Annotated in this window: 15 protein-coding genes; 13 read left to right on the forward strand and 2 right to left on the reverse strand. The window is 61.6% G+C overall.

Annotated features, from left to right (window positions below):
• Positions 1-43 precede the first annotated feature (43 nt).
• From AC5O5R_RS00260 to AC5O5R_RS00275, 4 genes are all read left to right on the forward strand, one after another.
• Positions 44-2,053 (forward strand): M3 family metallopeptidase, encoded by a 2,010-nt coding sequence (locus AC5O5R_RS00260; protein ID WP_172226547.1) that lies wholly within the window; start codon positions 44-46, stop codon positions 2,051-2,053.
• Between the two features lie 80 nt (positions 2,054-2,133).
• Positions 2,134-3,192: a PA0069 family radical SAM protein gene (locus AC5O5R_RS00265; RefSeq protein WP_172226550.1), complete on the forward strand. Its 1,059-nt coding sequence runs from the start codon at positions 2,134-2,136 to the stop codon at positions 3,190-3,192.
• 302 nt (positions 3,193-3,494) lie between these two features.
• Positions 3,495-4,214: a carbonic anhydrase gene (locus tag AC5O5R_RS00270; RefSeq protein ID WP_172226553.1), complete on the forward strand. Its 720-nt coding sequence runs from the start codon at positions 3,495-3,497 to the stop codon at positions 4,212-4,214.
• A gap of 190 nt (positions 4,215-4,404) precedes the next feature.
• Entirely contained in the window at positions 4,405-5,937 is a 1,533-nt protein-coding gene (locus AC5O5R_RS00275) for a SulP family inorganic anion transporter (protein ID WP_172226556.1), read from the forward strand.
• A gap of 133 nt (positions 5,938-6,070) precedes the next feature.
• On the opposite strand, the gene AC5O5R_RS00280 is transcribed toward AC5O5R_RS00275, so the two are convergent.
• On the reverse strand, positions 6,071-6,712 hold the full coding sequence (locus AC5O5R_RS00280) for a hypothetical protein (protein WP_172226559.1): 642 nt from the start codon (positions 6,710-6,712) through the stop codon (positions 6,071-6,073).
• A gap of 368 nt (positions 6,713-7,080) precedes the next feature.
• Between AC5O5R_RS00280 and coxB the strand changes: the two genes are divergently transcribed.
• The 4 genes from coxB to AC5O5R_RS00300 are packed head-to-tail and all read left to right on the forward strand — an operon-like array spanning position 7,081 to position 11,322.
• Complete coding sequence (coxB, locus tag AC5O5R_RS00285; protein ID WP_172226562.1) at positions 7,081-8,208, forward strand: cytochrome c oxidase subunit II; 1,128 nt, start codon at positions 7,081-7,083, stop codon at positions 8,206-8,208.
• A 43-nt stretch (positions 8,209-8,251) separates the two neighbouring features.
• Positions 8,252-9,841: a cytochrome c oxidase subunit I gene (ctaD, locus tag AC5O5R_RS00290; RefSeq protein ID WP_172226565.1), complete on the forward strand. Its 1,590-nt coding sequence runs from the start codon at positions 8,252-8,254 to the stop codon at positions 9,839-9,841.
• Positions 9,842-9,851: 10 nt separating this feature from the next.
• Positions 9,852-10,418, forward strand: coding sequence for a cytochrome c oxidase assembly protein (locus AC5O5R_RS00295; RefSeq protein ID WP_172226568.1), 567 nt, complete (start codon positions 9,852-9,854; stop codon positions 10,416-10,418).
• A gap of 16 nt (positions 10,419-10,434) precedes the next feature.
• Positions 10,435-11,322, forward strand: a complete 888-nt coding sequence (locus AC5O5R_RS00300; RefSeq protein ID WP_172287014.1) for a cytochrome c oxidase subunit 3 — start codon at positions 10,435-10,437, stop codon at positions 11,320-11,322.
• A 110-nt stretch (positions 11,323-11,432) separates the two neighbouring features.
• Here the strand turns inward: AC5O5R_RS00300 and AC5O5R_RS00305 are convergent, their stop codons facing one another.
• Positions 11,433-11,636, reverse strand: coding sequence for a twin transmembrane helix small protein (locus tag AC5O5R_RS00305; RefSeq protein ID WP_054902213.1), 204 nt, complete (start codon positions 11,634-11,636; stop codon positions 11,433-11,435).
• 63 nt (positions 11,637-11,699) lie between these two features.
• Here AC5O5R_RS00305 and AC5O5R_RS00310 point away from each other — a divergent pair, with 63 nt between their 5' ends.
• The 5 genes from AC5O5R_RS00310 to AC5O5R_RS00330 are packed head-to-tail and all read left to right on the forward strand — an operon-like array spanning position 11,700 to position 15,583.
• Positions 11,700-12,437 (forward strand): SURF1 family protein, encoded by a 738-nt coding sequence (locus tag AC5O5R_RS00310; protein WP_172232297.1) that lies wholly within the window; start codon positions 11,700-11,702, stop codon positions 12,435-12,437.
• Positions 12,406-12,987, forward strand: coding sequence for a PA_0111/PP_0108 family redox-active disulfide protein (locus AC5O5R_RS00315; protein ID WP_172232294.1), 582 nt, complete (start codon positions 12,406-12,408; stop codon positions 12,985-12,987). Before AC5O5R_RS00310 ends, AC5O5R_RS00315 begins: the two co-directional genes overlap by 32 nt.
• A 9-nt stretch (positions 12,988-12,996) precedes the next feature.
• Positions 12,997-14,076, forward strand: coding sequence for a COX15/CtaA family protein (locus tag AC5O5R_RS00320; protein ID WP_172232291.1), 1,080 nt, complete (start codon positions 12,997-12,999; stop codon positions 14,074-14,076).
• Entirely contained in the window at positions 14,061-14,954 is an 894-nt protein-coding gene (gene cyoE / locus AC5O5R_RS00325) for a heme o synthase (RefSeq protein WP_172287017.1), read from the forward strand. The genes AC5O5R_RS00320 and cyoE overlap by 16 nt, the downstream gene beginning before the upstream one ends.
• Positions 14,951-15,583 carry an SCO family protein gene (locus AC5O5R_RS00330; RefSeq protein ID WP_172232691.1) on the forward strand — a complete coding sequence of 211 codons (633 nt, stop codon included), beginning with the start codon at positions 14,951-14,953 and terminating at the stop codon, positions 15,581-15,583. The genes cyoE and AC5O5R_RS00330 overlap by 4 nt, the downstream gene beginning before the upstream one ends.
• The last annotated feature ends 49 nt before the right edge of the window (positions 15,584-15,632 follow it).

Consider the following 15,632-nt stretch of genomic DNA (forward strand, 5'->3'; position numbering starts at 1 on the left):
CGGATATTCCTGGCCTTCTTTCGCAATCGTAAAGGCCGGCACCATGAACGTTCTGCTGAATTCCCAACAGCTGCTGAATTACGAGCAAACCACTCCCGAGCTCGCTCTGGCAGCAATCCAGGCCAGTGTTGCTCGCTACCAGCAAGGTATCGAGCGAGTCATAAAGCACCAGGCTGATCTCCCTACCTGGGACGACCTCGTGCTTGCCGTAGATGAACTTGATGCTGACTTGCAAGGTGCATTCTATGCCTTCCTGCCTATGGCCGACCGCGATCAGCAGTGGCAGGACGTGATGGGCCAGGCGTTTGGCGAAGTTGAAGCGTGTTTCACCGACAAGTTCAAGAACCTTGAGCTTTACACCCTGTACAAGCGTCTGACCGACAGCGCTATCGGTCAGAACCTGGATACTCAGAAGAAGGCTACCTTGACCCTGATTCTCAAGGAGTACCACCGCGGGGGCGTGCTGTTGAGCAGCGAAGTCAGGGTGCAAGTACAGGCGCTGGAGGCACAGCTTCAGGCGCTGATCGGCCAGTTTCAGTACAACTTCACTGATTCTGTATCGTCCCTGTCGGTACATGTCGAAGACAAGGGGCGGCTCACGGGTCTGCCCGACTACCTGGTCACCCAGTTGGAAGACAATGCCAAGGCGGCATCGCTCGCGGGCTGGTTGATCACCTGCGACCTCGCCAATTTTACTACTGTGTTGAAATACGCCGAGGACAGATCACTTCGTGAAGATATCTACCGCGCCTACCTGACCCGTGGCGCCAGTGACCCTAAGACTGACAACGGTGCTGTCATTCAGAAAATCGCCGAAGCCCGCAGTGACAGGGCCCGATTGTTGGGCTTTGACAGCCACATGGCATTCAGCCTGGCCAGCAAGAGCATCGGCACTGTTGCTGATTTGCAGACGTTTCTTGGAGGGCTGGAGCAACGTATCAAGCCTGTTATCGAGGCTTCAAACAGCCGACTGCATAGCCTGGCTGCCGAGCAAGGCATTGATCAGATCATGCCGTGGGACGTGGAGTACCTGCATGAGGTTGGTCGCGGTGGCGAACGCGCGCTCACCGAAAGCCAGATGCAGGAATACTTCCCGCTCGAAACGGTGGTTGCTGCGCTGATTGATTTAGCCAGGCACTTGTTTGGTGTGCAGCTGAAAAAAATTGACGAGCCCAAAGCCTGGCACCCAAGTGTGAGCGCCTTCGAGGTCATCCAGGACCATGCCTCCTTGGGCTACCTTTATCTCGATGCTCTCCTGCATGAATACAAGCAGCCAGACACTGTGCAAACCCTTGCCTACAGGCATAGACGTACAGATGCAGAGGGGCGGTACCATGGTGCAGTGGTGGCGATGATCAGCGATGTACGCATGGGTACCGACGGGGTTCCTCCGCTGCTTGATCACTTGGCGCTGAGAAAGCTGTTCCACGAGTTCGGCCATGCGTTGCATTCACTGCTGGTGCGCACGAGCAACCATGTCTTGTCCGATATTCGCCGGCTCGGCAACGATGGCGTTGAGGCAGCCGGCAAACTGTTCGAATGCTGGGTATGGGATGCCGACTACCTCGCCAGCATCTCCGCTCATCATCAATCTGGCCAGCGGCTGGAGGTGGCAGCCTTGCGCTCGCTTCTTGTGCAATTGCGGGCCGACCATAGTCGCGCCTGTGCCAGGACCTTGAGCCTGTCGCTTCTCGATTTCGACTTGCACCTGACACCCCGGGATGGCCGCAGCCTCGATGACCGAGTTCGGGATGCCAATAACCGCGCGGGGCGCTGGCCGCTGGCCGGGTTCGAAAAGCCGCTGCACGGCTTCGACTACCTTGTGGCGGGTTACGATGCCGGGTTCTACGCCTATCTCTGGGCCGATGCTCATGCCTGGGACCTGTTCACACGTTTTGAGTCAGCAGGGCTGCTTGACGCAGCAGCCGGAAGGTCGCTGCTTGAAACATTCTTCGAGCCCGCCGCCTCGCGACCATTCGCCCAGAGTCACGAAGCATTTCTCGGGCGGCCCTTGGATAATTCGCGGTTTTTGAAGCACAACGGGCTGCTTTGATGCCCGTCTGATGACCAGTGGTGCTGGAGAAAACGCTGCCATGTGATTACTGTATGTAAATACAGTATGAGGCTCAAGCCATGTTCACTCCAGCACCCCGGAAAGGTCGCGGCACTGCGCATAATCCGCATAACCGCTTTGCGTTGCACCATTCGACGGCTGAGGACGATGGTTGGTATCAGGAGGTGCCGGCGACCCAAGGGACCGAAGTGCGAATCGAGACTGCCAAGACAGTCATCAGCCGCAACACTTCTCCCGATTTGCCCTTCGATCGCTCCATTAATCCGTACCGGGGTTGCGAGCATGGCTGCATCTACTGCTACGCTCGTCCCTCGCATGCATACTGGGACCTTTCCCCGGGCCTGGATTTCGAGACCAAGCTGATCGCCAAGACCAACGCTGCCGAGGTGCTTGCCCAGCAATTGAGCAAGCCGGGCTACGTTTGCGCGCCGATCAATCTGGGCTCCAACACTGACCCGTACCAGCCCATCGAGCGTGAGCACTTGCTGACCCGGCGTCTGCTTGAAGTGCTGCTGCGTTTTCGCCACCCGGTCACCATCGTTACCAAAGGTTCGTTGGTGCTGCGCGACCTTGATCTGCTGGCCGAGATGGCACGGCAACGGTTGGCGAAGGTAATGATCAGCCTGACCACGCTGGACGATGACCTGAAGCGGGTGCTGGAGCCACGTGCGGCGTCACCCTCAGCACGGCTGCGGGCGATTCGGGTGTTGCGCGAGGCGGGTGTACCGGTTGGGGTGTTGTGCTCGCCCATGATTCCGATGATCAATGACAGTGAACTGGAGCGCTTGCTGGAGGCAGCCAGAGAGGCGGGTGCTCAGAGCGCGGCCTACATGATGTTGCGCCTGCCGCTGGAGGTGGCGCCGTTGTTCGAGCAGTGGTTGCAAGACCATTACCCGCAGCGGGCCGCGCATGTACTGAGCCTGATCCGCCAGAGCCGGGGCGGCGAACTGTATGACAGCCGGTTCGGCGCCCGCATGCGCGGTGAAGGCGTGTTTGCCGAGTTGCTGGCGCAGCGGTTTGCCAAGGCCATGAAACGCCTGGAGTTCGAGGGGCGGGAAGCGCAGGCGCTGGATTGCTCTGCGTTCTGTGTACCCGGTGGGCAGATGGCCCTGTTCTGATATTCGGATCCTGCCCAGGCCCTGCTCTTTGCTCACAACCCAACTAATAGCAGCCAATAACGACAGTAATACATATTGGCAGTTGATGTTTTTTTGCTATTATCCAGTTCCCGCCTATTTCATCTGGAACACCCGTTCTAGAGCCTGCGAATTAAGTTTCAGTTAAGTTTCCCCCGCTAGCGTAGGAAATCAGTCCACACCGACTGTGATCTATGGCCCGTGCGTGTCATCTAATTCCCTGCATAGCCAGAATCTTTCACCGGTAAAATGGATTTACCTACACACCGTCAAGAGGATGAATCATGCCCGTCAAGGACCCATCCAAGGCCGTACCGCAGGTCCCCGCGGAGAGCGCCGATGCCGCCCTGAAGCACATTGTCGATGGCTTTCTGCGCTTTCACCATGACGTCTTCCCCGAACAGCAACAGCTGTTCAAGAAGCTCGCCACTGCGCAAACACCACGCGCCATGTTCATCACCTGCGCCGACTCGCGCATCGTCCCCGAGCTGATCACCCAAAGCTCGCCAGGCGACCTGTTCGTGACCCGTAACGTGGGTAACGTGGTACCGCCTTACGGCCAGATGAACGGCGGCGTTTCCAGCGCCATCGAATACGCCGTGCTGGCACTGGGCGTGCACCACATCATCGTCTGCGGCCACTCCGACTGCGGCGCCATGCGTGCGGTGCTCAACCCGCAATCGCTGACCAAGATGCCGACCGTTTCTGCCTGGTTGCGCCACGCTGAAGTAGCTCGCACCGTTGTTGAAAACAACTGCTCTTGCGGCAGCGAACACGAAACCATGCAGGTGCTGACCAAGGAAAACGTCATCGCCCAGCTGCATCACCTGCGTACCCACCCTTCGGTGGCCTCGCGCCTGGCAGCCGGTGAGCTGTACATCCACGGCTGGGTGTACGACATCGAGACCAGCAAGATCGAAGCTTACGACGCCGCCAGCGACAGCTTCCTGCCCCTGGCTGCTGGCGAGCCGGTCCCCTGCGCTACTCCGAGAGGCCGCTACTAAGCGACCCGTCCACAGCTAGAACCTTGATAGCCGGCCGCACCCTGCAGGGTGTGGCGCGGCCTTCGGCTGCCCTGAATTCCCTGACTGCCGTGCCGGCATTTTCGCTGGCGGGCTGCGCCTGCGCGCTTGTCAGGGGCCAACGTGCCCACGGCCAGAGGAACGGCCGTGCGACAAAAAAAGGAGATACACGGTGAACATTACACAGTTGAAAGCGGCCCTGCCGCGAGAGTTGCTGGCGTCGGTAGTGGTCTTTTTGGTGGCCCTGCCCTTGTGCATGGGTATCGCCATTGCCTCCGGCATGCCGCCGGCAAAAGGCTTGATTACCGGCATTATCGGCGGCGTTGTCGTAGGTTTCCTTGCAGGTTCGCCGCTTCAGGTCAGTGGTCCGGCTGCCGGCCTTGCGGTGTTGGTGTTCGAGCTGGTGCGCCAGCACGGCATGGCCATGCTCGGGCCGATCCTGCTGCTGGCCGGGGTATTGCAGTTGCTGGCTGGCCGCCTGCGGCTGGGTTGCTGGTTTCGGGTTACGGCGCCTGCAGTGGTTTACGGCATGCTGGCCGGCATTGGCGTGCTGATCGTGCTGTCCCAGGTACATGTGATGTTCGACACGGCGCCACAGCCGTCGGGCCTGCAGAACCTGCTGGAGTTCCCGGCTACCCTCGCCGCCGCCCTGCCGCAGGAAAGCGCAGGCTCAGGCTGGATGGCCGGTGCGCTGGGCCTGGGTACCATCGTCATCATGTGGGGCTGGGAGCGCCTGCGGCCGCAGCGGCTGCGCTTTGTGCCAGGCGCCTTGCTGGGTGTGGCGGCGATGACCGCCATCGCCATGTGGCTGGCGTTGCCGGTGAACCGCGTGCAGGTGCCGGCAGACTTGTCCGAAGCCATCGACTGGCTGCGCCCGGATGACCTGATGAAGCTGGCCGACCCTACGCTGTTGGTCGCCGCTTTTGCCCTGGCGTTCATTGCCAGCGCTGAAACCCTGCTATCGGCGGCGGCAGTCGACCGAATGCACAGCGGCCAGCGCTCGGACTTCGACCGTGAGTTGTCCGCACAGGGCATCGGCAACATGCTCTGCGGGATTCTCGGTGCATTGCCGATGACCGGGGTGATCGTGCGCAGCTCGGCCAACGTCCAGGCAGGTGCACAGACGCGGGCTTCGGCGATCTTCCATGGCCTTTGGTTGCTGGCGTTCGTGGTGGTGTTGAGCAGCGTGCTGCAGCAGATCCCGGTGGCGAGCCTGGCGGGGGTACTGGTGTTTACCGGGGTCAAGCTGGTCGACTTCAAGGCGTTTCGTGGCCTGGGTCGTTATGGCCGCATGCCGATGTTGACCTACGCAGCGACTGCGCTAGCGATCATCTTCACCGACCTGCTGACCGGGGTGCTGTTGGGCTTCGCCCTGACCTTGCTCAAGCTGGCGTTCAAAGCGGCGCGGCTGAAAATCAATTTGGTCAGCCTGGAGAAGGCCGGGCACATGGAGCTGCGGCTCAGTGGTGCGGCCACGTTCCTCAAGGTGCCGGCGCTGACCCAGGTGCTGGACGGTGTGCCGGCGGGGACCACGCTGCATGTCCCGCTGGGCAACCTGAGCTATATCGACCACTCGTGCCTTGAGTTGCTGGAGGACTGGGGGCGCAGCAATGCAGCCCATGGGTCGCGGTTGCTGATCGAGCAGCGGCGGTTGAAACGGCGCATCGAGGGGCGGTTGCGGACTACGGCGGGGGTTGGGGCCTAAAGCCGGAAGTTTTGTATCGCCTGAACTGGCCTCTTCGCGGGTAAACCCGCTCCCACAGGTTCAACACAGGTTTAAAGGCCGGTGCAGTACCTGTGGGAGCGGGTTCACCCGCGAAAAGACCGGGACAGGAGTATCAGGCCGGTTGACCCAGCTCAACACCCAGCTGGCGCGACAGGCATGGCCAGCGTTTCCAAGCCTCACCCGTTGCCGGGCTGCTCAATTTCTCGCGGTATGCCTCTACCGATTCCACCGCAAAGCTCTGCTCATTGAGCATCTCATCCACCGAGTGGTGCACCACTTCATCCAGCTGGTTGGCAAATTCTTCGCCGATCAACTGGTGAGCAATCAGGTTGGCCATGGTGGTATCGAACGGAATCAGCGGCTGCTGGAAGTGACGGATGTACAGGTCGTTCACCTCTTCCACCAGCCGGTGCGCCAGATACGCCTCATCCAGCAGGCAGTCCAGGCCGACATGCCCGTCCATGACCTCTGGCGGCTGCAGGAAATAGGCCTCGGCAATTTTCAGTACAGGTTTGATCTGCGATTCGATCCCTGCTTCCAGGGCAACCTCGTGGGCAGCCTCGAGCAGTTCCGGGACCTGTTCGATGTAGGCGCTGACGAAGCGCGCCAAAGTACCCTGGGCGTCCTGCTCAGGCAGTTGGATCGAGGGGTGCAGGTGCGGCAGTTGCAGCTCGAGACGCGCTTTCAATTGGCCGGTCTGGCCTTCGTGTTGATGGGCTTGGCTTACCTGCTCGCGTACAGCAGCGATGTTCATGACAACTCCAGGGACATTACGTTTCAAACGGAAGACACTAAATTAGCTCGGTATACAGAATACCTAAGACGTATTTGTTATAAGTCGCGCAAACGTGTGCATCCTCAGGCATATCGGGTGGCCATTATTGGGCCATACCCTATCAAACACGCGCTTTTCCGGGCATCTGGCCATTTGGTGAAGTTCATTTCACTAGCTTCATTGCGTGCCATTGGTCGCTGACTATACTCCCGATGAACGTGATTCGTTGATGAGGCCCAGCTGCTTTTGCAGGGGCTCGGTCGTCGAAGCCAGGTAGTCTTGACCGCCGTTCCCTCTTGCCGCAGGCCACGCCTCCGGGACAACAAGAACGAGAAGGGGAACCCGCAATGATGCGACATCCACATGTCTGGATGGGCCTCCTGTTGTGGTCGGTTTTTGGTCAGGCCAACGCAGCCTGGACCGTGAACATGCACCCGGGGGCGACGGAGGTCTCCAACGCCGTCTTCGATCTGCATATGACCATCTTCTGGATCTGCGTGATCATCGGCATCGTGGTGTTCGGCGCGATGTTCTGGTCGATGGTGGTCCACCGCCGCTCTACCGGCCAGCAGGCCGCGCACTTCCACGAGCACACCTGGGTGGAAATCCTCTGGACCGTGGTGCCCTTCCTGATCCTGGTGGTCATGGCCATTCCGGCGACCAAGACCCTGATCGACATTTACGACGCCAGCGAATCGGACATCGACATTCAGGTCACCGGCTACCAGTGGAAGTGGCATTACAAATACCTGGGCCAGGATGTGGAGTTCTTCAGCAACCTGGCCACCCCTGCCGAGCAGATCCACAACCAAGCCCCCAAGGACGAGCACTATCTGCTCGAAGTGGACCAGCCTCTGGTGCTGCCGGTGGGCGCCAAGGTGCGCTTTCTGGTGACCGCCGCCGACGTGATCCACTCCTGGTGGGTGCCAGCCTTTGCGGTCAAGCGCGACGCCATTCCCGGCTTTGTCAACGAAGCCTGGACCCGCATCGAGAAGCCCGGCATCTACCGCGGCCAGTGCACCGAGCTGTGCGGCAAGGATCACGGCTTCATGCCGGTGGTGGTCGAGGTCAAGTCCAAGGCTGATTACGACACCTGGCTGGGCGAGCGCAAGGCCGAGGCCGCCAAGCTCAAGGAGCTGACCAGCAAGGAATGGACCCTGGAGGAACTGGTGGCACGTGGTGACAAGGTCTACCACACCACCTGCGTGGCCTGTCACCAGGCCGAAGGCCAGGGCCTGCCACCGATGTTCCCGGCGCTCAAAGGCTCGAAGATCGCCACCGGGCCGAAGGAAGGCCATCTGAATATCGTGTTCCACGGCAAGCCCGGCACAGCAATGGCCGCTTTCGGCAAACAGCTGTCGGAAGTCGACCTCGCCGCAGTGATCACCTACGAGCGCAACGCCTGGGGTAACAACAAAGGTGACATGGTCACGCCGAAGGACGTGCTGGCGCTGAAGCAGGCGCAAGCCAAGTGAACCGGGTTACTCGCGGCAATCAATGTGTTGCAGGAGACAGGACATGAGTGCAGTGATCGACGACCACGCCCACGGCGATGACCACGCGCACGGCCCGGCCAAGGGCCTGATGCGCTGGGTGCTGACCACCAACCACAAGGACATCGGCACCCTGTACCTGTGGTTCGCCTTCTTGATGTTCCTGCTGGGTGGCTCGTTCGCCATGGTGATTCGTGCCGAGCTGTTCCAGCCCGGCCTGCAGATTGTGGAGCCGGCGTTCTTCAACCAGATGACCACCATGCATGGGCTGATCATGGTGTTCGGCGCGGTGATGCCGGCCTTTGTCGGCCTGGCCAACTGGATGATCCCGCTGATGATCGGCGCGCCCGACATGGCCCTGCCGCGGATGAACAACTTCAGCTTCTGGCTGTTGCCGGCGGCCTTCCTGCTGCTGGTCTCGACGCTGTTCAGCCCGGGTGGCGGGCCCAACTTCGGCTGGACCTTCTACGCACCGCTTTCCACTACCTACGCACCGGCCAGCGTCACCTTCTTCATCTTCGCCATTCACCTGATGGGCATCAGCTCGATCATGGGCGCGATCAACGTGATCGCCACGATCCTCAACCTGCGTGCACCCGGCATGACCCTGATGAAAATGCCGCTATTCGTCTGGACCTGGCTGATCACCGCGTTTCTGTTGATTGCGGTAATGCCGGTGCTGGCGGGCGTGGTGACCATGATGCTGATGGACATTCATTTCGGCACCAGCTTCTTCAGTGCCGCAGGTGGCGGTGACCCGGTGCTGTTCCAGCATGTGTTCTGGTTCTTCGGCCACCCCGAGGTGTACATCATGATCCTGCCGGCTTTCGGCGCGGTCAGCTCGATCATTCCGGCCTTCTCGCGCAAGCCGCTGTTTGGCTACACCTCGATGGTGTACGCCACCGGCGCCATCGCCTTCCTGTCGTTCATCGTCTGGGCCCACCACATGTTCGTGGTCGGAATCCCGGTGGTGGGCGAGCTGTTCTTCATGTACGCCACCATGCTGATCGCCGTGCCCACCGGGGTGAAGGTGTTCAACTGGGTCAGCACCATGTGGGAAGGCTCGCTCACCTTCGAGACGCCAATGCTGTTCGCCATCGCCTTTGTGATCCTGTTCACCATCGGCGGCTTTTCCGGGCTGATGCTGGCGATCGCCCCGGCGGACTTCCAGTACCACGATACCTACTTCGTGGTGGCGCATTTCCATTACGTGCTAGTGCCCGGGGCGATTTTCGGCATCTTCGCTTCGGCCTACTACTGGCTGCCGAAATGGACCGGCTACATGTACGACGAAACCCTCGGCAAGCTGCACTTCTGGCTGTCGTTCATCGGCATGAACATGGCCTTCTTCCCCATGCACTTCGTAGGGCTGGCCGGCATGCCGCGGCGTATTCCCGACTACAACCTGCAGTTCGCCGACTTCAACATGGTGTCCTCGATCGGTGCCTTCATGTTCGGCGCCACGCAGATCTTCTTCCTGTTCATCGTCATCAAGTGCATCCGTGGCGGGGCGCCGGCACCGGCCAAACCTTGGGATGGCGCCGAGGGCCTGGAGTGGTCGATCCCCTCGCCCGCGCCTTACCACACCTTCCAGACACCGCCGGAAGTGAAATAGGAAACCTGCCATGAACGGCCTGTCGCTGAAACGCCTGGTAACGCGCCTGCTGATGCTGACGGTGGTGATGTTCGCCTTCGGCTTTGCGCTGGTGCCAATCTACGACGTGATGTGCAAGGCCTTCGGCATCAACGGCAAGACCGGTGGGCAGTACGAGGGCAGCCAGGTCAGCGACCCGACGCGCGCAGTGCGGGTGCAGTTCATGTCGACCAATGCCAGCGACATGGTCTGGGATTTCTACTCCACCGCCGACCAGCTGGAGGTCAACCCGGGGGCGGTGAACCAGATGATCTTCATTGCCCACAACCCGACGGACCGGCCGATGAGCGCGCAAGCCATTCCCAGCATCACCCCGGCCGAGGCTGCGGCGTATTTCCACAAGACCGAGTGCTTCTGCTTTACCCAGCAGGTGCTGCAACCCGGCGAACGCATCGAGATGCCGGTGCGCTTCATCGTCGACCGCGACCTGCCGGCCAGCGTGAAGCACCTGACACTGGCCTACACCTTGTTCGACATCACCGCTCGCCACCCGCCGGTCGCGCATGTTGCGGCCCAGGACGTCCAGGGCGCCCGTTAAGGGAAGGAGAACAGCAATGGCAAGTCATCAGCACTACTATGTTCCGGCGCAGAGCAAGTGGCCGATCATCGCCACCATCGGTATGTTCATCACGGTGTTCGGCCTGGGCACCTGGTTCAACGACATGAAGGCCGGCCACCCCGACTCGCACGGGCCGCTTATTTTCTTCGTCGGCGCGTTGTTCCTGGCCTACATGCTGTTCGGCTGGTTTGGTGCGGTGGTGAAGGAGAGCCGCGCGGGGTTGTACAGCCCGCAGCTGGACCGCTCGTTCCGCTGGGGCATGAGCTGGTTCATCTTCTCCGAGGTGATGTTCTTCATGGCCTTCTTTGGCGCGCTGTTCTATGTGCGCGTGCTGGCCGGGCCGTGGTTGGGGGGCGAAGGTGCCAAGGGCGTGGCGCACATGCTGTGGCCCACCTTCGAGTTCACCTGGCCGCTGCTGCATACGCCCGACCCCAAGCTGTTCCCGCCGCCCAAGGAAGTGATCGACCCGTGGCATCTGCCGCTGATCAATACCATCTTGCTGGTCAGCTCCAGCGTGACCATCACCATTGCCCACCATGCTTTGCGTCGGGACCACCGCGGCCCGTTGAAACTGTGGATGGCGCTGACCATCTTGCTGGGCATCTGCTTCATCACGTTGCAGGCCTACGAGTACCACGAGGCCTACACCAAGCTGGGGCTGACACTGGGTTCGGGGATCTACGGGGCGACGTTCTTCATGCTTACCGGGTTCCATGGCGCCCACGTGACCTTGGGCACGATCATCCTGATCGTCATGTTCGTGCGCATCCTGCGCGGGCATTTCAACCCGGAGAAACACTTTGGCTTCGAGGCGGCGAGCTGGTACTGGCACTTCGTCGATGTGGTGTGGGTGGGGTTGTTCATCTTTGTCTATGTGCTCTAGGGCCAATCGCCGGCAAGCCAGCTCTCACAGGGGCCCACTGGACCTGGCGCATGTGGGGTTCCTGTGCGAGCTGGCTTGCCGGCGATGAGGCCATCAAAGCAAATGCAGATTCAGAAGGGGGCGTGTGAAACCAGCTGACCACTGATGAAGCCCCAGGCCACCAGGCCGATGGTCAGGGCAGCCAGGGTCACGCGCACGGTCAGCGCCTTGAGCAAGCGGGTCGAGTTTTCATCGTCCTTGACCAGAAACACCAGGCCACTGAACAGGCTGGCAACCGTGGCCAACAGCATCAGGACAATCGCGGCCTTGAGCATGGCGACACTCCGGGGGGATGCGGTGATGTGGATAAGTATAGCGATCGACCGGGCGAGGCTGCGATGAAGCCGTTTCGCCCAGGCTGGGTACCCACCCTGGTGGTGCTTGCACTGCTGCCGGGGCTGGTCGCGCTTGGCTGCTGGCAACTCGGCCGTGCCGAAGAAAAGCGCGCACTGCTGGCCAGCTATGCCGAACGGCGGGTCGAGGTGCCATTGGCCACCACCCAGCTGACGGCGGATGAAGACAATGCCTTCCGCCGTGTGCATCTATACGGTCGCTTCGACGCCGGGCACAGCGTGTTGCTGGACAACCGCATGCGCGACGGCCAGGCCGGGGTCGAATTGCTGCAACCCTTCCATGACCAGGCCAGCGGGCAGTGGCTGCTGGTCAATCGTGGCTGGCTGCCATGGCCAGACCGCCGCGTGCCGGTGCATTTCGGCACCCCAACCCAGGCGTTGGCGCTGGACGCTGCGGTGTATGTATCGCCGGGCCACACCTTCCAGCTACATCCCGATCCGCTCGGCGGCCAATGGCCGCACCTGCTGACTGCCGTCGACGCCGCCCAGCTGTGGCAGCAGCTCGACCGCGAAGGCTATGCCCATGAACTGCGCCTGGAACCAGGGCCGGCGACCTATCGCCTGGACTGGCCAGTAGTCGCCATGGGCCCGGAAAAACACCTGGGGTACGCCGTGCAGTGGTTTGCCCTGGCGGCTGCCCTGCTGCTGCTTTACCTCTATTTCGGCTGGCACCACAACAAGGAGAAACGCCATGGCCACCGCCACTCCACTGGACCTGCCTGAACCCGGCAAACCCAGAGCCCGCGGGCGTTTGCAGCTGTTGTTGATTCTGCTGGTGGTGCTCGGGCCGATGATCCTGGCCACCAGCATGTACAAGCTCAAGTTCTGGGTACCGGAAGGCCGCAGCTACCACGGCGCCATGATCGGCAATGGCGAGAGCCGTACCGACCTCGGCGTGGCGGGCCACGACGAGCGCTGGCAGCTGTTGGTGAGCGCACCCCAGGCCTGTGCCGAGGACTGCCAGCGCCTGGTCTACCTGGCCCGGCAGATCCAGGTCGGGCTAGGCCGGGATGCCAGCCGTGCCAGCCATGCGCTGGCTGCCGCCCAGCCGCTGAGCGCTGACTACCAGGCGTTGCTCGGTCGCGAATATCCACAATTGCAACGCTACCCGCTGGACGCTCCGCGCTACCTGCAGAAGGTCGGCGAGCCCGGCCCCAAGCTGTGGATCGTCGACCCGCACGGCAACCTGGTACTGCGCTATGACGGCAAGGTCAACGGCAAGCACGTGCTGGACGACCTGCGCCACCTGCTCAAGCTGTCCAATATCGGCTAGGAGCCTGCCATGGCCAGACCTGGATTCCGCATAGCTGTGTTCGCCACCTTGCTGGCACTGGTGGTTGTCCTGCTCGGTGCCTATACCCGCCTGACCCACGCCGGCCTCGGCTGCCCTGACTGGCCGGGTTGCTATGGCTTCATCAGCGTGCCCAAGAGCGAAGCACAGTTGGCGCATGCCGAGCTGCACTTCCCCGAGCACCCCGTGGAAGCCGCAAAGGGCTGGGCCGAGATGGTCCACCGCTATTTCGCCGGCACCCTGGCTATGGTCATTGCCCTGCTTGCCTTGCAAGCGGTGCGCCGGCACGCCCGCGACGGCCAGCCCTATCGGCTGCCCGTGCTGTTGCTGGGGGTGGTGCTGGCGCAGGCGGCCTTCGGCATGTGGACGGTCACCTTGAAACTGTGGCCGCAGGTGGTCACGGCGCACCTGCTTGGTGGCTTCACCACATTGAGCCTGCTGTTCCTGTTGTCCCTGCGGCTGTCCCGGGCCTTTGCGCCATTGCCCAAGCTGCCGTTGAGCCTGCGCCGCATTGCGGCCCTGGCCCTGCTGGTGGTGATCGGCCAGATTGCCCTGGGCGGCTGGGTGAGCGCCAACTATGCAGCCGTCGCCTGTATCGACCTGCCTACCTGCCATGGCCAATGGTGGCCTGCGGCGGATTTCAGCAACGGCTTCCACCTTACCCAGCATGTCGGCCCCAATTACCTGGGTGGGCAACTGGACAGTGATGCGCGCACGGCCATCCACATCAGCCACCGCCTGGGCGCGCTGCTGGTTACCGGTGTGCTAATGATGCTCAGCTGGAAGCTGCACCGCTGCGGCCTTCCCGGCCTGGGGCGGCTGGTGTTGCTGGCGCTGGCGGTGCAGATCGGCCTGGGCATCAGCAATGTGCTGCTGCACCTGCCCTTGGCTGTGGCCGTTGCGCACAACGCCGGCGGGGCGCTGTTGCTGCTGAGCATGGTGCTGGTGAACTACCGCATCCGCGTGGTCGACAAGGTTCGGGTCGGTGTCGGCCAAGGCTGGCGCCTGCGGCCGGTTGTCGGCGTGGGCATTTCCCATCACATGAGGAACGACTCGTGGCGACGCTTCTGAGTACACGGCGGGCCAGCTGGCGCGATTACCTGGAGCTGACCAAGCCCAAGGTGGTGGTGCTGATGCTGATCACCTCGCTGGCAGGCATGTTCCTCGCCACCCGCGCGGGTGTGAGCTGGAACGTGCTGCTGTTCGGCAACCTGGGCATAGGTTTGTGCGCCGGCGGCGCGGCGGTGGTCAACCACGTGGTGGACCGGCGCATCGACGCGCTGATGGCGCGCACCCACAAGCGGCCCCTGGCCCAAGGCCGCGTCGAGCCGCTGCCGGCGCTGCTGTTTGCCCTGGCGCTGGCGTTGCTGGGCATGGCCTTGCTGCTGGTGTTCACCAACGCCCTCACCGCCTGGCTGACCCTGGCCTCGCTGCTGGGCTACGCGGTGTTGTACACCGGCTTCCTCAAACGTGCCACGCCGCAGAACATCGTCATTGGTGGCCTGGCCGGTGCCGCGCCGCCGCTGCTGGGCTGGGTCGCGGTCAGTGGCCATGTCAGCGCCGAGCCGTTGCTGCTGGTACTGATCATCTTCGCCTGGACCCCGCCGCACTTCTGGGCCCTGGCCATCCACCGCAAGGAGGAATACGCCAAGGCCGAGATCCCGATGCTGCCGGTGACCCACGGCGAGCGCTACACCAAGCTGCATATCCTGCTGTACACCTTGATATTGCTGGCGGTGAGCCTGTTGCCGTATGCCATTCACATGAGCGGCCCGCTGTACCTGGGCTGTGCACTGGTGCTGGGGCTGCGCTTCCTGCAATGGGCCTGGGTGTTGTACCGTGGCAGCCGGCCGCACGCAGCGATCGGCACCTTCAAGTACTCTATCGGCTACCTGTTCGCGCTGTTCATCGCGTTGCTTCTAGACCACTACCTGTTGTTGAACCTATGACCCGAACCCAGAAAACCGTCTTCATCCTCGTCGCCCTGGTCGCGTTGATCATGGGCCTGACCGTCAACAAGGTGCTCAATGGCCGCGACCAGCCCAACCCCACCGAGCTGATCGACGCCGGCATTATCCTGCTGCCGCAGAGCCGCACCGTGGCGGATGTAAGCATGACCAACCAGGACGGCCAGCCGGTGCAGCTGGATGACCTGAAAGGCAAATGGTCGCTGTTGTTCTTTGGCTACACCTATTGCCCGGATATCTGCCCGACTACCCTGGCCCAGCTGCGTCAGGTGAAGAGCGAACTGCCCAAGGAAGCTGTCGACCGGCTGCAGGTGGTGCTGGTGAGCGTGGATCCGAATCGCGATACGCCGAATCAGCTGAAGCAGTACCTGGGCTATTTCGACAAGGATTTTGTCGGCGTGGCAGGGTCGATCGAAGATACCCAGAAACTGGCCAATGCCTTGAGCATTCCGTTCATTCCGGCGGATACCAGCAAGCCGGGGTATACCGTGGATCACAGCGGCAACCTGGCGATCGTCGGGCCGGATGGGCGTCAGCGCGGGTTCATTCGGGCGCCGTTCAACAACCAGAAGCTGGTGGCGCAGTTGCCTGGGCTGGTTAAACGGGATTGATGTGGCTCTGAAAGCTTCGCCGGCAAGCCAGCTCTCACAGGGGCCTCAC

The sequence above is a fragment of the Pseudomonas sp. 8_5_2 genome (assembly GCF_059295255.1).